Below are 15,375 nucleotides of genomic sequence, written 5' to 3' on the forward strand. Positions count from 1 at the left end.
CAACTAGAAATCGAATGCCTGACGCTTGGTAGGGGCGACTTCAAGATGTTGAGTTTCAGCTTCAACTTAGGAGAACGAACAATGCCTCATCAGCCATATCAGTCGATTATTAATGCTGCGGTTCACTGCGCTTCCGAATGTGAACATTGTGCCAAGTGTGTCTGACTGATACGGAATGGGCGCGAGTCTGCCAGGATTGCGCTCAACTCTGCTGAACGATCGCGTCTTTTATCAGCCGCAGTTCCCGCTTTATTCCCACGTTGCGCGATCGTGCATCGAAGTCTGTCAAGCCTGTGTCACCGAATGTGAAAAGCATTTGATGTTTGAAGCAAAAAGAACTCTCGGATTTTCGAGGACTTCCTGAAAACCTTAATCTACTGAGGCTTTAGAACGGAGAGAGAGGGATTCGAACCCTCGTTACAGTCACCCGTAAACAGCATTTCCAGTGCTGCGCCTTCAACCACTCGGCCATCTCTCCAAACCATGCAGCTTTTTACGCCGCAGAATTCATATAGTAACAGAACATGTCGCATACTGAATAGAGAAGATTCAAAATTTGTTGATCATCATGCCTGAGTTTCATACTGTTCGTGTTTATCACCGCCAAGAAAATAAATTTTATTCTTTTGAAGTGCCGAGCGATCGCTATATCCTCCAAAGCGGCGAAACCCAAGGCGTTGAACTTCCCTTCTCCTGCCGTAATGGAGCCTGTACCGCTTGTGCGGTGAGAGTTTTATCGGGGCATTTAGAGCAGCCAGAAGCCGTCGGACTCTCACCCGAGTTGAAGCGGCAAGGATATGCATTACTCTGTGTCAGTTACGCAAAATCAGATATCGAAGTCGAAACCCAAGACGAAGATGAAGTGTATGAACTACAATTTGGACGATTCTTTGCGAAAGGACGTGTGAAACGAGGACTGCCACTCGACGAAGAATAGGTCAATGCGATTTGTCTGAATGAGAAATGGTTGCGGTGACTGCATCGACAAAATCTGTCACCGCCTGTACCAAAGGTTTGGGCAAATGCTTTCGGAACCATTGATACACATAAATTAACGTCAAGCCATCGACTTTCTTCTGAGTAAACAATTCTTCTTGCAAATCATTCAAATGCTCCAAGGCTCGATTCTTCAAATCGATTGGAGCCTCTGCATTGACTTGCGCTTTTAACTGATTAAAGTTCTGCTGTAAGGTCTGCAAATCTGCTTGTTCCGCATTCATTTCCGCGATCGAGGAAATGTAAGCGCGATTCTGACTCGTGATCGGAATCACTCGCAGATGCTCTATATACTGCTGCTCTTTGCGGACTTGTTCTAATAATCGTCTGATTTGTAGATTTTCAGGTTCGATCGCTAAGGCTTCTTCTAAGTGAGCGATCGCATCTTGAGTTTCTCCCAAGTTATGCAATTCTTCGCCATAATCGAGCAGCGCTTGAACATAACTATCTCGAACGCGCACCGCATCGACTAAATAAGCACGTTTGTAATATTTTAACGCCTGCCCAAACTCTCGCATTTCCGCCAAACTATCTGCCAGTTCAAATAGCGATTCAAAATGATTGGGATTGAGTCGCAGTGCTTCATTCAACAGGCTGACAATCTTCGGATTCGTGCCGCGCAGCCGCGCAGATTTTGCGGCTTCGTATAAATTTTGGGCTTCTGTATTCAGATCTTCGAGTCCCCGGAATTCTCGCCGCACCGGATGCCGCTGAATCAGCCAACGGCGTACCAGTTCGATCGACACTCGATAGGTCGCCAAAGTCGGAGGCATAGAAAGATGTTTCTGCCCTGGAAGAATTCCCGATCGCACTCCAGAGGTTCTTAACAGTTTCCAGCCCACCAGATTCAACAAGGCTTTGCGGATCGGTTCAGTGAGTTCAACGCCGCATTCGCGCAATAATTGCAACGGCTCGACTTCGCTAAAGTCTAAGCTCGAAATTTCAGGAAACTCCATTTGTCGTGCCCGTGGAACCTCTGCTGCCGCTGAAAAAACGACGCGTTCCGGCAAGGGAATGCCTTCCCAAAACCAACCTAATCCGCCTTCACCGAGTTCGATCGCCCGATCGACAATAAATCGCACATCAGATCGCGTCACTCTCCACCGTTTTTCTGCCCGAGCATTAGAAAAGAGCGCAAAACAGACGACTTGAGTGAAATAGGGATGCCCAGCCGTCAATTCCCAAATTCCATCGATCGCGGCTAAGTCGTATTCTAAAATTCCTTTGGCGGGAATTGTGATCAACTGTTCAGTACTGCGTTGATCGAGAAGCCCTACTTCTTGATTCGGCGCTTCTCGAAACAGACTGAGCATCAAAGGCAAATCTTCTAACTGCCGACCAACGACAGGAATAATGTACAAATTCGGATTGTCATAGACCGCCGTTTGTAAATACCCGAACAGATGCTCGGCTGCTTGCTTGACATCGACATTGTAGAGCGTATCAAACTCATCCAGCAGCAGCACGATATTTTTAACGCCTAATTCGCGCCGCAGGGCTGGAATAAAATTATCGATAAAAATTTGCGGATTTTCGGCAAAAGCCTGAACCGGAGGAACCTGAATCGTCAAGTCAAACTGTTGCACAGAATCGCGTGACAATTCGTGCAGCACCTCAGCCAGCGATTTCCGGCTATCTCCTTCAAGAGAAAGGGGCACAAATGCAAACTCTTTGAGGTCAATTGCTCTGGGAATTTGCGCCAATACCGAAGACTTACCGATGCGGCGATGCCCGTGCAATAAAATCACTTGAGCTGATTGAAGCAAATTGTCTTCGATGAACTCAAATAAGCGATCGCGTCCGAAAAAACGGTCAGGTTCGGTAATAGGACGACCGATAATATATGGATTTCTCCGCTCGATCGAGTAACTCATATCTAAAGCAGTGGCTTACGCCGCTCCGAATTATCCCTGAATGAAACCAATCGGTAGGGCAGATGTAACCTTCCCTAACCAAGACAGAATAGATGGTATTTCTTCTTTATGCTGCCAAAGCCAGCGTATCGCATTGGTCACGGTTTCCGCTTGGCGACGGCTCATGAGATTCAGAAACGTGCGCTGTCGGGCTTGTAACGCTTCTTCGTCACTATTCTCGATCTCTTTGACGACCCACCACTCCATGAGCGAGGAAGCAAAGCGATACTGTTTCTTGCCCTCTTGCACTTGGTAGACCACAACCCCTCGTTCTTCGAGATCCCTTAATTCTCGCTCCTTTTGGCTAAAAATTACATCCGTATCACCGAGGTCATAACGTTTCTTCAGTAGCCGCCCTTTCAAATGGGTCAGTGCGAGGAGCATTAATAACGTCTGTTCGGTATCGTTCGACTGATTCCAGTTGTCTTCAAAATAATGCTCGGTGGCTCGCTGAAATTCTGTAGCGAAGGCATCGCTATCTGGAATACGCTCAGCGCGGAATTCTCGGAACAAAAGGTATCCAGCAACTTGTAAAAGGGCAGGACTGCCATCCGCAATATCGCGAATGCCATCCCGCAGAGCAGGGGTCAACGGCAATCCTCCTAATAGCGAGGCTGCATCGGTTTCACTGAACGGCTTCAAGGGCTGGAATAAGTAATGATTATACCAAGGGGATTCTCCGGGTTTGAGTTTGATCCCCGCTTCATTCAGCCGCCGCAGTGAGGTGACAATGCTGGCGAAATAATCGGATTCTTTGGAGTGAGAGGCGAGATTCCGACAATCGCTTAAGAAATCGCTGGCATCATCTTCGGTGTAGTTTGCTGTAGGACGAAGCGCGACATCGTAATCGTCGATCAGGAGTAAGAGGAATTTATTGCGATCGCCAATCATGCGGAGAATCGATCGTAAACAATCTTTACTTGCAGTTCGTCGCTCAATAAATTTATCGACTTCGGCAGCAATTTCTGGTTCATTCGCGAGGGCATCTTTCAAGATCACAAAGACTTCGTGCCAAAAGTTTTCCGCGGTGAACGGAGTCACGCCCAGGCAACTGAGCAGCACAACGACTGCCTGAGTCGGATCATGCCCCCGAAACTTCCAAGTTTGCGGCGCAGCGATCATATTGAGAAACGACGTTTTCCCAATTCCAGAGCCGCCCCAAACTGCGAGGTGTCCCCGACTGAGAATTTGATCGAATGCCGTTTCGATTTCTCCTGTCCGCCCGATAAACAGTAAGGGCGAAACAGGTTTTCCTGGCACGTACGGATTTCGTAAAAATGGAGAGTCGGGCATATCAGGTCATCGATCAGGCTTTTTTCGATCGTACCTGTGATTTCCTTAACCGAGGCAAACTTCCGCCGAATTAACTAGGGTGGGGAGTGGGGAGTGGGAGAGTGGGGAATAGTTTAGTTCGCCCCATTCCCCATCTTCTAAATCTCCTCATCCGCTCCAATCCCCAGGTATAGACGTACAAATTCCGACGCAGCCTTTGGATTAATTGACTTGAGGGCTTTGTAAATTTCGACGACCACTTCTGCTAATGGATCACGCTCACCGCGCAACCACCGACTAAAGTTTGATCGATTCACACCCATAATTGCAGACAATTGATACTGCGTGATGCTGTGAGATTCCAGCACCTGCTTCAATGCACTCCCCGCTTTCGACATGCTCTGTGCTGACTAACAACAATAGATGAAATGACTATATAATTTTTTACCTCTCCTGGAAAGTAAAATCGAGTATCACTTATCACGGAACGATGATTTTTCTACGAGAGTCGATACTTCATCCAGGCTCCTAACATCGGGAGTGCAATCCGATATCCTAGCTCTGCTCCGTAAACTAAACCTTTCTGCTCCAAACTTGCCAGCGCCCCCTGTAAGCCTCCGCCTCGGGATAAGTTATGTTTCTGAATATATTCACGCGCATGGGGACTGTCGGTTGGATCGAGCGCTAAGCTTTCTAACACCCGCACTTGGCTGTGTGGGAGTAATAAAATTAATGATTCAAACGTGACTGAGAGATCTTCGATTAATGCGATCGCACTTCTTTCCACATGGTGGGGCTGCACAATCGTTTCTGCTTCCAATCGAATCCGGCGCGCCAACGTAATCGCATCGCCAAAATGCCCTTGTACATAGTTCAGAAACACCGCTACGCTTTCTGGCTCAAATTTTAATTTCTCAGCCGCCATTGCTTCGATGAGCCAAGTTTGTAACACTTCATCTGGGAGCGGACTCAGCGAGAGTACTCGCAACTCATCCGGTTCTGACCAACGCTCTGCGACCGTCGCGATCAGTGCGTAGCTCACCCGGCTCTGTCGCTGGACTTCCTGGCGCAAATATTGCTCCCATTTGTTGGAGCGATCGAATGATTTCAAATGCGGGAAGTTCTGAAATACAATCACCACCCGACTGTCGAGCCACTCGGCTAGAGCCTGCGGCAAGGTCAGTAGTGCCTCAAACAATGTCCATTCCTTGCCCGGTACAGGGTGCCAAACTAGTTGAGTTCGTCCCTGTTGCGATCGCAAAATGAAGGGATGCTCCTTACTCCAACGATCGATAAACGCTAGTTCCTCTGGAGACTTGAACGTCTGAATAATCGCTTCTGCCAGCAATTCAAGAAATCGAGAATAGTTCGTCGCGCGCAGGCAATCGATTTCTAGTACTCTTGCACTACAAGCCTGAGCAGCTGCACGCATGAGTGTTCGTCTACCGATACCTGGAACCCCTGCTAAGAGAATGTCATGATCACCCAACAAAATTTGGCTGACCTGCTCTAGTTCAGCGTGTCGTCCAATCAGTTGAGAAAAAGAAAAGGGATGACTCACTGCAAATCTCTACTACAAATCTCTACGAATAGAGGGTTCACAAAGCGCTCGAAACGCAGTAATGTCTAGACTCTATCATCTAGCTTTAAAGATAATACTATTTAATAGTGCCATATTCTACGCTTTAGCACTATGATAAGGTGCTGTAGGTCATTATTCCTCAACCTCTTCAGTCTATGTCTGGTCATTCACTTCCATCGCCAAACACGGCTTGGCATACGCTCGATACTGTTGGATCACTGGCGACGTTAAATAGCGATCGCACCACAGGATTAAGTGAGCAAGAAGCCGCCACTCGCCTAGAACAATACGGAACGAACGAACTCGAAGAATCTGGGGGTCGTAGCTCCTGGGAAATTCTGATCGACCAATTTAAAAACGTCATGCTCCTGATGCTGATCGGAGTGGCGTTAGTGTCTGGGATTTTGGATATCATCGCCCTGACGCAAGGAAATCTCAAACCCGGTGAAGTTCCTTTCAAAGATACGATCGCGATTTTAGCGATCGTGGTTTTAAATGGAGCACTCGGTTACATCCAGGAAAGTCGAGCAGAACAAGCATTAGCCGCCCTGAAACAGCTTTCTTCGCCGCGAGTTCGTGTCTTACGCGGTGGGCGAGTCAGCGAAGTCGATTCTAAATATTTAGTGCCAGGCGATGTGATGCTCGTCGAAGCCGGGACGCAAGTCTCCGCAGATGGTCGAATTCTAGAAGCCGCAAACTTGCAAATTCGAGAAGCTGCCCTGACAGGGGAAGCAGAAGCCGTTAGCAAGAATGCGAACATCACCGTCAAAGAAGATGCGATGCCTGCCGATCGCATTAACATGACCTACCAAGGAACTGAGGTTGTGAATGGTCGCGGAACGGTTTTGGTGACGGGAACCGGAATGCGGACTGAGTTAGGAAAAATTGCCGCACAGATTCAAGGAGTCGAATCAGAACCAACGCCGTTGCAACGACGCATGGATCAACTGAGCCAAGCTCTAGTAACAGGTGCCTTAATCTTAGTTGCGATCGTGGTCGTCGGTGGGTTGCTGATCAGTCGCAACTTTGGGTTGCTGCAGAATTTGCTGCAAACGTCTTTAAGTATGGCAGTTGCGGTTGTACCGGAAGGATTGCCTGCGGTGATCACGGTGACCTTAGCGATCGGAACTCAGCGCATGGTACGCCGCAATGCGCTGATTCGTAAGTTGCCTGCTGTTGAAACATTAGGTTCTGTCACGACGATTTGTTCGGATAAGACTGGAACCTTGACCCAAAACAAAATGGTCGTGCAATCGCTGCATACGATTAGTGCTAGCCCGAAAATTACAGGGCAAGGCTATGCACCCGATGGCGAATTTCTGCTCGATGGCACAAAGATTATCCCTGCAGAACAGCCGGAATTTAGAGCTTTACTCCTTGCTTGTACAGTGTGTAATGACTCGATTCTGCAACAAGAAGCGGGAGAATGGATCATCCTAGGCGATCCGACTGAAGGAGCATTACTTACGGCTGCTGCAAAAGCAGGATTGGAACGAGATCAGTGGAATAGTAAACTGCCACGGGTCGCAGAGTTTCCGTTCTCGAGCGATCGTAAACGAATGAGTGTGATCGTTGAAGATGCAGCAGGCTTGTTGCAATCTGAGACAGATTTCTTAGCAACACCTTATCTGATGTTTACTAAGGGGTCGCCTGAGATTGTTTTAGAGCGCTGTCAACAGATTCAAGTTGGCGATCAGGTTGAGCCAATCACTCAAGTTCAGCGCAGCCAAATTTTAGAGCGCAATAATGAACTTGCTGGAAACGGTTTGCGTGTGTTGGGCTTTGCTTACAAGCCTTTGCAAGGAGTTCCATCTGAAACCGATGAAGAAGGGGCAGAACAGGACTTAGTTTGGTTAGGCTTAGTCGATATGTTGGATGCGCCTCGTCCTGAAGTTCGAGAAGCAGTCAAACGCTGCCGGACTGCTGGAATTCGCCCTGTGATGATTACAGGAGATCACCAATTAACGGCAAGCGCGATCGCTCAAGATCTAGGCATTGCTAAACCGGGTGATGAAGTTCTCATTGGACGTGAACTAGAAGCAATGAGCCAGCAAGAACTCGAATCGCATGTCGATCGTGTGAGTGTCTATGCGCGTGTGGCTCCAGAACATAAACTCCGGATTGTTCAAGCGTTGCAAAAGACGGGGCAGATTGCTGCGATGACCGGAGATGGGGTGAATGATGCTCCGGCTCTGAAGCAAGCAGATATCGGGATTGCGATGGGCATTACTGGAACTGATGTCAGTAAAGAAGCCTCTGACATGGTGTTGTTGGATGATAACTTTGCCACGATCGTTTCTGCGACAGAAGAAGGTCGGGTGGTCTATACCAATATTCGACGATTTATCAAGTACATTCTGGGATCGAATATTGGGGAAGTAATTACGATCGCAGCTTCTGTGGTCTTGATTCCGGCAGTTGCAGCGACAGGAAGTGTTCCGTTGACTCCATTGCAAATTTTGTGGATGAACCTAGTAACCGATGGTTTGCCCGCTTTAGCTTTAGCAGTTGAGCCTGCGGAACCCAATGTGATGAACCGTCCGCCGAATCATCCGGGTGAAAGCATCTTTGCACGGGGCTTAGGTGCTTACATGATCCGGATTGGGATTATCCTTGCGATTCTCTCAGTTGCAACGATGGTGTGGGCTTATGACTGGACGACGAAGAATACAGCAGGTGGATTAGATCCAGATCGTTGGAAGACGATCGTGTTTACAACGCTGTGTTTAGCTCAGATGGGACATGCGATCGCGATTCGATCGAATAGTCGATTGACGATTGAATTGAATCCGTTTACGAATCTCTATGTCTGGGGTGCAGTTGTTCTGACTTCAATTCTGCAATTGGCGTTGGTGTATGTTGAACCGTTGCGGAGATTCTTTGGCACGCATTATCTGCCGTTTGATGAACTGATGGTTTGTGTGGGCGTGAGTGCGTTGATGTTTGTGTGGATTGAAATGGAGAAACTATTCATCCGTTTCTATTTCAGCAAGAAGCGCTAGCAACAACCGAAACCCTAGTAGTAATGCCTCTCGAATCCTGTTCGGGAGGCATTTGATTTTGAAGTGATTTTTTCTGGATAGAATGAGGGCATCAATAGAGGCATTCAGTGATGAAATCCGAAGTCACAGTCAACTCCAAGTCTTTATACGATACCGACTATCAACTGTGGATAGACCAAACTGTTGCCCAATTGAAAGCACAAGAATTTAGAGAGATTGATCTGGAGAATCTGATTGAGGAGATCGAGAGTTTGGGCAGAAGTGAAAAACACGCCATGTCGAGCTATCTAATGCGGCTGTGCGAACATCTCCTTAAGATCAAATACTGGGAATCTGAACGAGAAACCTGTTTTAGAGGGTGGGATATAGAAGTTGCTAATTTCCGGTTGCAGATTCAAGAGCTTCTGGAGACGAGTCCAAGCTTGAAATCGTTTTCGCAGGATATTTTTTCTAAGCAGTACAAAAATGGCAGAAAGCTTTTTCTCAAGGCAAGCCAATTGAGTGACAAGCTAGTTCCTGTAGAGCCTTGGTTTACTCTAGAGCAAGCTTTAGAAGAAGATTGGCTTCCCTGGCAACCTGAATCATTTGATAGATGAGTAAAGCAAAGCGATCGCATCTATCCAGACACGATCGCTTCACTCGGTCGAGTCGTTCTCTGCCCCAAAATCTGAATTTTGACTCTTCCCGATGGACCAAGTGTCACTCCCCGACGACGCGGAACTTCAGGACGACTATCAGCTAACGCAAGCTGATACTGAGACAAAACTGTTGCTAGCACAAGCTTCATTTCAGCCACAGCGAGTGCTTCCCCAATACAGCGCCGCGCCCCACCCCCAAACGGCATAAACTCAAACGGAGAAAACTGTCGTTCTAAAAAGCGCTCTGGTCGAAACTCGTGCGAATTTGGATACAGATCTTCCCGGTGATGCAGTAGATAAATACAGCCCACAACCGACATCCCCGGCTCAAGTGGATACCCCAACAGTTCTACAGGTTCGGTGACAATTCTAGTAAAAGTCAACATCGCAACCGGATAGAGCCGGAGCGTTTCATTGCAAACTGCACTCAGGTAAGGTAATCGAACGATCGACATCGGATCAGGATTCGCACCGAGCGCATCCAGTTCTTGCAGCAGTTTTTCGCGCACTTCTGGTTGATGATGAACCCAGTACAGTGCCCATGCCATCGCTGTTGCAGTCGTTTCATGCCCTGCAAACAGTAACGTCATCAGTTCATCTCGGAGTTCTGAATCACTCAGTGGCTGACCGTCTTCATCTCGCGTTTCCATCAGTAAGGAGAGAATATCAACGCGATCGCGAAGATCTTGCTGACGGCGATCGGCAATTTCGGCATAAAGCAATTTATCAATGTTCGATCTAGCGCGCAAAAATCTTCCCCAAGGCATCCAAGTTCCCAAATCTTGCTGCATCCAGGGGAAAAACAGAAAACTCGCACCTAAAGGATTGCGAAACAGTTCGCACATTTGCGTAATCGACGCTCTCAGTTGCTCAAACCGTTCGCCCTCGCAGACTCCAAACACCGCTTCTAAAATCACTTGTAGCGAGATTTCTTGCATCATCGATCGCGCATTCAACGGTTGGGCGAGCGCGCATTGACTCATCACTTTCTCGGTTAACTGACAAATCAACTTCCCATAAGCCCGCATTCGTTCCCCATGAAAAGGAGGCATCAAAAGTTGCCGTCGGCGCTTATGGCGATCTCCATCTAGCATAATCACCGAAGCATCGCCAATCAGTGGCGAGAGAATGCGATTGACTTCACCTGGAGCAATAAACCGTTTACGATCGCTGGTGAGAATCTCTTGAATCGCCTGCGGATGATTGATAAAAACTAAATGCTTCCCGCCCAAAATTGGTGCTGAGAAAATATCAGGATATTGCTGAGCCGACTTTTCCATATAACCGACTGGATCAGCAACCCAATGCAAGGTCTGAAGTAATGACGGCGCACGTAGCACATTTGGTAGATTCATCAGTCCCTCGACCATTCAGAATTTGATGGGAACGGTCTATATGGTAACTGGAGGAGCGATCAACCTTCAAATCTTCGATTGATCTTTCGATTTAGCGATCGCTGCTCAAATCCAGAACGGCAGTTTCTTCATCTTTGGTACACTTGGTAAGACTTTGCCCAAGCCAATCATGTACCTGCGCTCTCTGCATCTTCGTCACTTTCGGAATTACCTCGATCAGCAGGTCGATTTCACTTCCTCCAAGACCATTTTGCTGGGAAACAATGCACAGGGGAAATCGAACGTTCTTGAAGCGGTTGAATTGTTGTCGTCATTGAAATCGCATCGGACTTCTCGCGATCGCGATTTGATCTACGACGGTGAAACGCTTTCTCAAATTACCGGACACCTGAAACGCGAAACGGGAGAAACCGAACTGACGATTACGTTACGAGAAAACGGGCGGCGCACCGTGTCACAAAACGGTATGTCTTTGCGCCGACAGCTTGATTTTCTTGGCACGTTGAATATGGTGCAATTCTCTAGTCTCGATCTCGATCTGGTGCGAGGTGGACCCGATCAGCGCAGACATTGGATTGATGGGCTACTCGTTCAGCTTGAACCTGTTTATGCCTATGTGCTTCAGCAATACACTCAGGTTCTAAGGCAGCGCAATGCTTTGTTAAGAGCGCGCTTGCGAGAAGAAAGTGAAGGCAGATCGATCGAAGCTCCAGATTTAGCTCTGTGGGATGCTCAACTCGCGATCGCAGGTTCGCGCGTGATTCGCCGCCGAGCTAGAGTACTCGATCGCTTAGTGCCGTTTGCCGAGGAATGGCATCAAGCGATTAGTGGCAGTACTGAAAAACTAGAAATTCGCTACGCCCCGAATGTCCAAGCAGAGCAAGATACGCCAGAAGCCTTGCAGCAGGCATTTTTAGAGAAAATTCAGGCGAGAGCGATCGCAGAACAACATCAAGGCACAACTTTAGTCGGCGCACATCGCGACGAGATTGAATTTTTGATCAATCAAACCCCTGCTCGTCAGTACGGTTCACAAGGGCAACAGAGAACATTAGTTTTAGCATTGAAGTTAGCAGAACTGAAACTGATCGAAGATGTAATCGGTGAGCCACCGTTATTACTGTTAGATGATGTATTAGCAGAATTAGATCTAAATCGACAAAATCAATTGCTCGATGCGATTCAGGATCGGTTCCAGACTTTGATCACGACGACTCACTTAGGATCATTTGATGCCCAGTGGATTGATTCGGCTCAAATTTTGGAAGTGAAAGCAGGACATCTGTTTGAGCAGAGTGTGCGGCGCGAGCAGTCGGAGTTTTTGCAAAATTCTGATTTCTAAATTTGAGTTTCGTCGGAAATCTCTCCATAGGATCGGATGCGTTTCTGGGAATTTGGTTCTAAGGTAGAGATTGGCAAGATCGGCTTTAGGAGCTTTATTTATGCTTGAGTTATATCAATTTGAGATGTCACATTATGCGGAAAAGGTGCGGCTGATTCTCGATTACAAAGGACTTCCCTATCGTAAAGTTGAGGTCACACCGGGAATTGGGCAGATTGAACTCTTTCAAATGTCAGGACAGAGAAAGGTTCCCGTGCTGAAAGATGGAAGTGAAATTATTGCTGATTCGACTGCGATCGCGGAATATCTCGATCGAAAATATCCCGAAAATCCAATTATCCCATCTGATCCAAAGCAAAAAGGTCTATGTCTGCTGATCGAACAGTGGGCAGATGAGTCGTTAGGGTTGAATGCCCGGAAAGGATTAATCGGATCGCTTTCGCAAAATCAAAGTTTTCGCACAGCCGTACTACCTACTTCGACTCCAGATATTTTGAAGAATTTGGTCGGAGCAATTCCGGGTGATTTTCTTGGGATTTTAGGCGTGGGAGTCGGCATGGGTCCAGACACAGTGAAAGAAGCAACCGATGCACTGAAACGCAGTTTGACGGCTCTTTCGTTTATGTTGACTGAGCAACCCTACTTGGTCGGTGATTCGCCGACGCTGGCAGATTTTGCGGTGGCTGGATTGTCGATGTATGTCAAGTTTCCAACAGGCGCATATTTAGATATTCCTGAATCGCTCAAAGGCAAGGGTGTCGCTGGTATTGCAGATGTGAGCATCTTCGACCCGTTCTTTAACTGGCGAGATAAGCTCTACGCTGATTTTCGCCAGACTTCAACGAGTAGTTACACGCCTCCAAGCGGATCAGCACCGACTTCGATCAATATTGACTAATGGCTTTGATACCCTGGTGATCAGAGTTGCCAGGGTATTCTCGATATTCAATGGTTGAGACAAAGAGTAACCTATAGTTAGCGATATGCGGCGAGGATAAAATGACAACGCAGCGAGAGCAATTGATTCAAGAAATACAAGAAGCCTCTGATCCCGTGATTGCTGAAGTTTTAGATTTTCTTCGATTCATCAAGGCAAGGCAACCTGCTAGCAAAAGGACTTCAGATCATCTCACTGGATTATTTGCAGACGAGCCAGAGGCGATGCAGCAGATTATGGATTGGATTGAACAAGACCGCGAACTCGATCGACAAAAAAGCCTTGAATAAATCCCTTCTCGATGCAGATATCTTCTCAGAAATCCTCCGCGCAAAAAATCCGGCAGTTATCGCGCGCGCGAATGCTTACTTTGCTAGATTTGAGTGCTATACAATCTCTGCTATGACAGTAATGGAAATTGTTCAAGGATGGCATCGTCTTCAACGAGACGATCGCATTTCTCAGTTCCTTGATACAATTGATACCGCAGAAGTTTTACCGATGACAATTGAAGTTGCTGAATTAGCAGGACGCATGTTCGGTGATTTGCAGCGGAATGGGCAACCGATTGGAGTTGCTGATACGGTAATTGCGGCGACTGCGATTGAGAACAATCTTGTTCTAGTGACAGGTAATCAAGCGCATTATCAGAGAATTCAAGCCTTGAACTATGACCTGATTATCGATAACTGGAGATAACCCAGTATCACTCTACTTATTTCTTACAAATCCAAGCATCGTAAAACTCGGTAGATTCTCGTCGATCGTAAGTCTCAGCAAAGATTTTTCTAAAGCGATCGCTAAATAGTTTCTGAAGCGGCGGATAGTAACTATAAACCTGAAACGGCAGATTCTCTTTTGGAATTAACCAGATCTGAGTTTGGCAAGTTTTCAAAGCCTGCAATGTTTTTTCGGGAGTGTTATTCAACCCAGAAGCTTGCATTTCCATCAAAGAAGCAGAATCTAGTAGATAAGGATTGCCAGCAAAAACGAGCGGTGGACGATAGCTCGAAAGCTGGTAGCTCACAGCCCCATATCCCATACCGATTGTACGATTTGGATGTGCTGCAATAAAGCGATCGAGATCCGAGATCGCTCGGTGTCCAGGAGCCGTATTCATACGCTCAACAAACTTCACTTCGGTTGAATATACAGCTAAGCTACTCGCAGCAATAAACGCGATCGCGGCACTGATTCCAAGCACAGAAATCAGTTTAGGTCGTGATGCTCTCAGTCGAAATAGATCAATGGGTAAGTAAATCAAAAGCGGTACAAATGGCAGCATATTGTTCTCTAATGCGCCACGAGTTGAGCTAATTACAGCATTGAGCACAATTCCAGCTAGTAAAGTTAAACCGTATAACCAACGCTTTGAGAACCATCTTCGATTGCAGTTCAACAAAAGCGCGATCATGCTAGGAATCGCCATAAATGCTGTCCAGAGGAGATTCTTGGGAATCTGTTCAGATTTAATTCCTTTGAGCCGCACCTGTTGTAACCACTTCCAATAGTTCGTGAGCGAGATTTGAGGTAAGAGATAAGGCACGGCTGAAATTAAAAGTGAGCTAGCAGCCGAGATCAGTACTGAGACTATCCCAAATCGCTCAAGCAATAAAACATAGATGGGAATGAAATGCAGAAAAGCAGTAACTTTGAGATTCGTACTAACTCCTAGCGCGATCGCACTACCAAAAATCGCGATCGCTTTTCCACCTCGCACGACTAAAAAGAGTCCCAACACTGAGAAAAACAGCAGGAAAGAATCAGGGCGAACCCAAAATGAAGACGTGAGCAATCCCGACGCAGAAGTTTGATTGAGAAAGCAAAGACTTGCGATCGCAGTTCCAACGATCGCAAACCATCGGTTTAATTGATGCTTAATTAATAAAAAAATCAACGTTAAACTTGAAAGACCTGCCAGACTTCCTGCCAATTTTGACGAGAAAATACTCGGCTGAAAAACACTGAGAAAAGCAGCCTGGATAATATAAGAAAAAGCACCATAGTTATTGATATATCTTCCGGCTGCATCCAACGTTGGATAAATCTGTTCTCCTCGTCGCAATAACCAAGATACAGCCGCGACATTTGCCTCAGCCGGATCCGCGTAATCTGCCCAAGTTGGATAGAAAATCACCAGCCCAATGTAGTTGAGCAGAATGACGATCGCTAAAATTAGCGCCATCCATCGAGCGATCCGATTGAAATATCGAAATACAATCCATGATGGAATCAAACCCACAAAAAATAAAATCCAAAACAGTTGAAAAATCAGTTCTATTTCTAATCTGTTGCGATTCGCAATCGCATCTATCACCGTCTCTAAAACTTGCATTCG

The 15,375-nt window shown here is 46.9% G+C and carries 13 protein-coding genes and 1 tRNA gene; 7 read left to right on the plus strand and 7 right to left on the minus strand.

Features of this window, described 5'->3' with window-relative positions; translation table 11 throughout:
• Positions 1 to 391 precede the first annotated feature (391 nt).
• Positions 392 to 478, minus strand: a tRNA-Ser gene (locus tag LEPBO_RS0105455).
• Positions 479 to 568: 90 nt separating this feature from the next.
• Here LEPBO_RS0105455 and LEPBO_RS0105460 point away from each other — a divergent pair.
• Complete coding sequence (locus LEPBO_RS0105460) at positions 569 to 937, plus strand: 2Fe-2S iron-sulfur cluster-binding protein (protein WP_017286529.1); 369 nt, start codon at positions 569 to 571, stop codon at positions 935 to 937.
• Position 938: 1 nt separating this feature from the next.
• Here LEPBO_RS0105460 and LEPBO_RS0105465 read toward each other — a convergent pair whose 3' ends face one another.
• The 4 genes from LEPBO_RS0105465 to LEPBO_RS0105480 all read right to left on the minus strand — a co-directional run bounded on the left by LEPBO_RS0105465 (position 939) and on the right by LEPBO_RS0105480 (position 5,742).
• On the minus strand, positions 939 to 2,870 hold the full coding sequence (locus tag LEPBO_RS0105465; RefSeq protein WP_017286530.1) for an ATP-binding protein: 1,932 nt from the start codon (positions 2,868 to 2,870) through the stop codon (positions 939 to 941).
• A 30-nt stretch (positions 2,871 to 2,900) separates the two neighbouring features.
• Positions 2,901 to 4,202 (minus strand): P-loop NTPase family protein, encoded by a 1,302-nt coding sequence (locus tag LEPBO_RS0105470; protein WP_017286531.1) that lies wholly within the window; start codon positions 4,200 to 4,202, stop codon positions 2,901 to 2,903.
• 137 nt (positions 4,203 to 4,339) lie between these two features.
• Positions 4,340 to 4,579 (minus strand): helix-turn-helix domain-containing protein, encoded by a 240-nt coding sequence (locus LEPBO_RS0105475; protein WP_017286532.1) that lies wholly within the window; start codon positions 4,577 to 4,579, stop codon positions 4,340 to 4,342.
• A 101-nt stretch (positions 4,580 to 4,680) separates the two neighbouring features.
• Entirely contained in the window at positions 4,681 to 5,742 is a 1,062-nt protein-coding gene (locus tag LEPBO_RS0105480) for an AAA family ATPase (RefSeq protein ID WP_017286533.1), read from the minus strand.
• Positions 5,743 to 5,918: 176 nt separating this feature from the next.
• On the opposite strand from LEPBO_RS0105480, the gene LEPBO_RS0105485 reads away from it, so the two are divergent.
• Together LEPBO_RS0105485 and LEPBO_RS0105490 are read left to right on the plus strand one after the other, a co-directional pair.
• Entirely contained in the window at positions 5,919 to 8,765 is a 2,847-nt protein-coding gene (locus LEPBO_RS0105485) for a cation-translocating P-type ATPase (RefSeq protein WP_017286534.1), read from the plus strand.
• 110 nt (positions 8,766 to 8,875) lie between these two features.
• On the plus strand, positions 8,876 to 9,361 hold the full coding sequence (locus LEPBO_RS0105490; protein ID WP_017286535.1) for a DUF29 domain-containing protein: 486 nt from the start codon (positions 8,876 to 8,878) through the stop codon (positions 9,359 to 9,361).
• A gap of 20 nt (positions 9,362 to 9,381) precedes the next feature.
• Here the strand turns inward: LEPBO_RS0105490 and LEPBO_RS0105495 are convergent, their stop codons facing one another.
• Positions 9,382 to 10,758 carry a cytochrome P450 gene (locus tag LEPBO_RS0105495; protein WP_036045386.1) on the minus strand — a complete coding sequence of 459 codons (1,377 nt, stop codon included), beginning with the start codon at positions 10,756 to 10,758 and terminating at the stop codon, positions 9,382 to 9,384.
• A gap of 169 nt (positions 10,759 to 10,927) precedes the next feature.
• Between LEPBO_RS0105495 and recF the strand changes: the two genes are divergently transcribed.
• The 4 genes from recF to LEPBO_RS0105515 all read left to right on the plus strand — a co-directional run bounded on the left by recF (position 10,928) and on the right by LEPBO_RS0105515 (position 13,736).
• A complete protein-coding gene (gene recF / locus LEPBO_RS0105500; RefSeq protein ID WP_017286537.1) occupies positions 10,928 to 12,100 on the plus strand; it encodes a DNA replication/repair protein RecF in 1,173 nt (390 codons plus the stop codon).
• Positions 12,101 to 12,200: 100 nt separating this feature from the next.
• Positions 12,201 to 12,998 carry a glutathione S-transferase family protein gene (locus LEPBO_RS0105505; protein WP_017286538.1) on the plus strand — a complete coding sequence of 266 codons (798 nt, stop codon included), beginning with the start codon at positions 12,201 to 12,203 and terminating at the stop codon, positions 12,996 to 12,998.
• A 101-nt stretch (positions 12,999 to 13,099) separates the two neighbouring features.
• Positions 13,100 to 13,327 (plus strand): DUF2281 domain-containing protein, encoded by a 228-nt coding sequence (locus LEPBO_RS36245; RefSeq protein WP_017286539.1) that lies wholly within the window; start codon positions 13,100 to 13,102, stop codon positions 13,325 to 13,327.
• A complete protein-coding gene (locus LEPBO_RS0105515) occupies positions 13,320 to 13,736 on the plus strand; it encodes a type II toxin-antitoxin system VapC family toxin (protein ID WP_017286540.1) in 417 nt (138 codons plus the stop codon). Before LEPBO_RS36245 ends, LEPBO_RS0105515 begins: the two co-directional genes overlap by 8 nt.
• Positions 13,737 to 13,752: 16 nt before the next feature.
• On the opposite strand, the gene LEPBO_RS0105520 is transcribed toward LEPBO_RS0105515, so the two are convergent.
• The gene (locus LEPBO_RS0105520; protein ID WP_017286541.1) at positions 13,753 to 15,372 is read right to left on the minus strand and encodes an ArnT family glycosyltransferase; all 1,620 of its coding nucleotides are present in this window, start codon (positions 15,370 to 15,372) and stop codon (positions 13,753 to 13,755) included.
• Positions 15,373 to 15,375 lie beyond the last annotated feature (3 nt).

Source organism: Leptolyngbya boryana PCC 6306 (genome assembly GCF_000353285.1).
Taxonomy (GTDB): Bacteria; Cyanobacteriota; Cyanobacteriia; order Leptolyngbyales; family Leptolyngbyaceae; genus Leptolyngbya; species Leptolyngbya boryana.

Bases quoted from the DNA above. Each gene is read 5' to 3' on its own strand.
- LEPBO_RS0105505 (WP_017286538.1), top strand. From the start codon at position 12,201: ATGCTTGAGTTATATCAATTTGAGATGTCACATTATGCGGAAAAGGTG.
- LEPBO_RS0105495 (WP_036045386.1), bottom strand. From the start codon at position 10,758: ATGAATCTACCAAATGTGCTACGTGCGCCGTCATTACTTCAGACCTTG.
- LEPBO_RS0105470 (WP_017286531.1), bottom strand. From the start codon at position 4,202: ATGCCCGACTCTCCATTTTTACGAAATCCGTACGTGCCAGGAAAACCT.
- LEPBO_RS0105460 (WP_017286529.1), top strand. From the start codon at position 569: ATGCCTGAGTTTCATACTGTTCGTGTTTATCACCGCCAAGAAAATAAA.
- LEPBO_RS0105485 (WP_017286534.1), top strand. From the start codon at position 5,919: ATGTCTGGTCATTCACTTCCATCGCCAAACACGGCTTGGCATACGCTC.
- recF (WP_017286537.1), top strand. From the start codon at position 10,928: ATGTACCTGCGCTCTCTGCATCTTCGTCACTTTCGGAATTACCTCGAT.
- LEPBO_RS36245 (WP_017286539.1), top strand. From the start codon at position 13,100: ATGACAACGCAGCGAGAGCAATTGATTCAAGAAATACAAGAAGCCTCT.
- LEPBO_RS0105520 (WP_017286541.1), bottom strand. From the start codon at position 15,372: ATGCAAGTTTTAGAGACGGTGATAGATGCGATTGCGAATCGCAACAGA.
- LEPBO_RS0105465 (WP_017286530.1), bottom strand. From the start codon at position 2,870: ATGAGTTACTCGATCGAGCGGAGAAATCCATATATTATCGGTCGTCCT.
- LEPBO_RS0105475 (WP_017286532.1), bottom strand. From the start codon at position 4,579: ATGTCGAAAGCGGGGAGTGCATTGAAGCAGGTGCTGGAATCTCACAGC.
- LEPBO_RS0105490 (WP_017286535.1), top strand. From the start codon at position 8,876: ATGAAATCCGAAGTCACAGTCAACTCCAAGTCTTTATACGATACCGAC.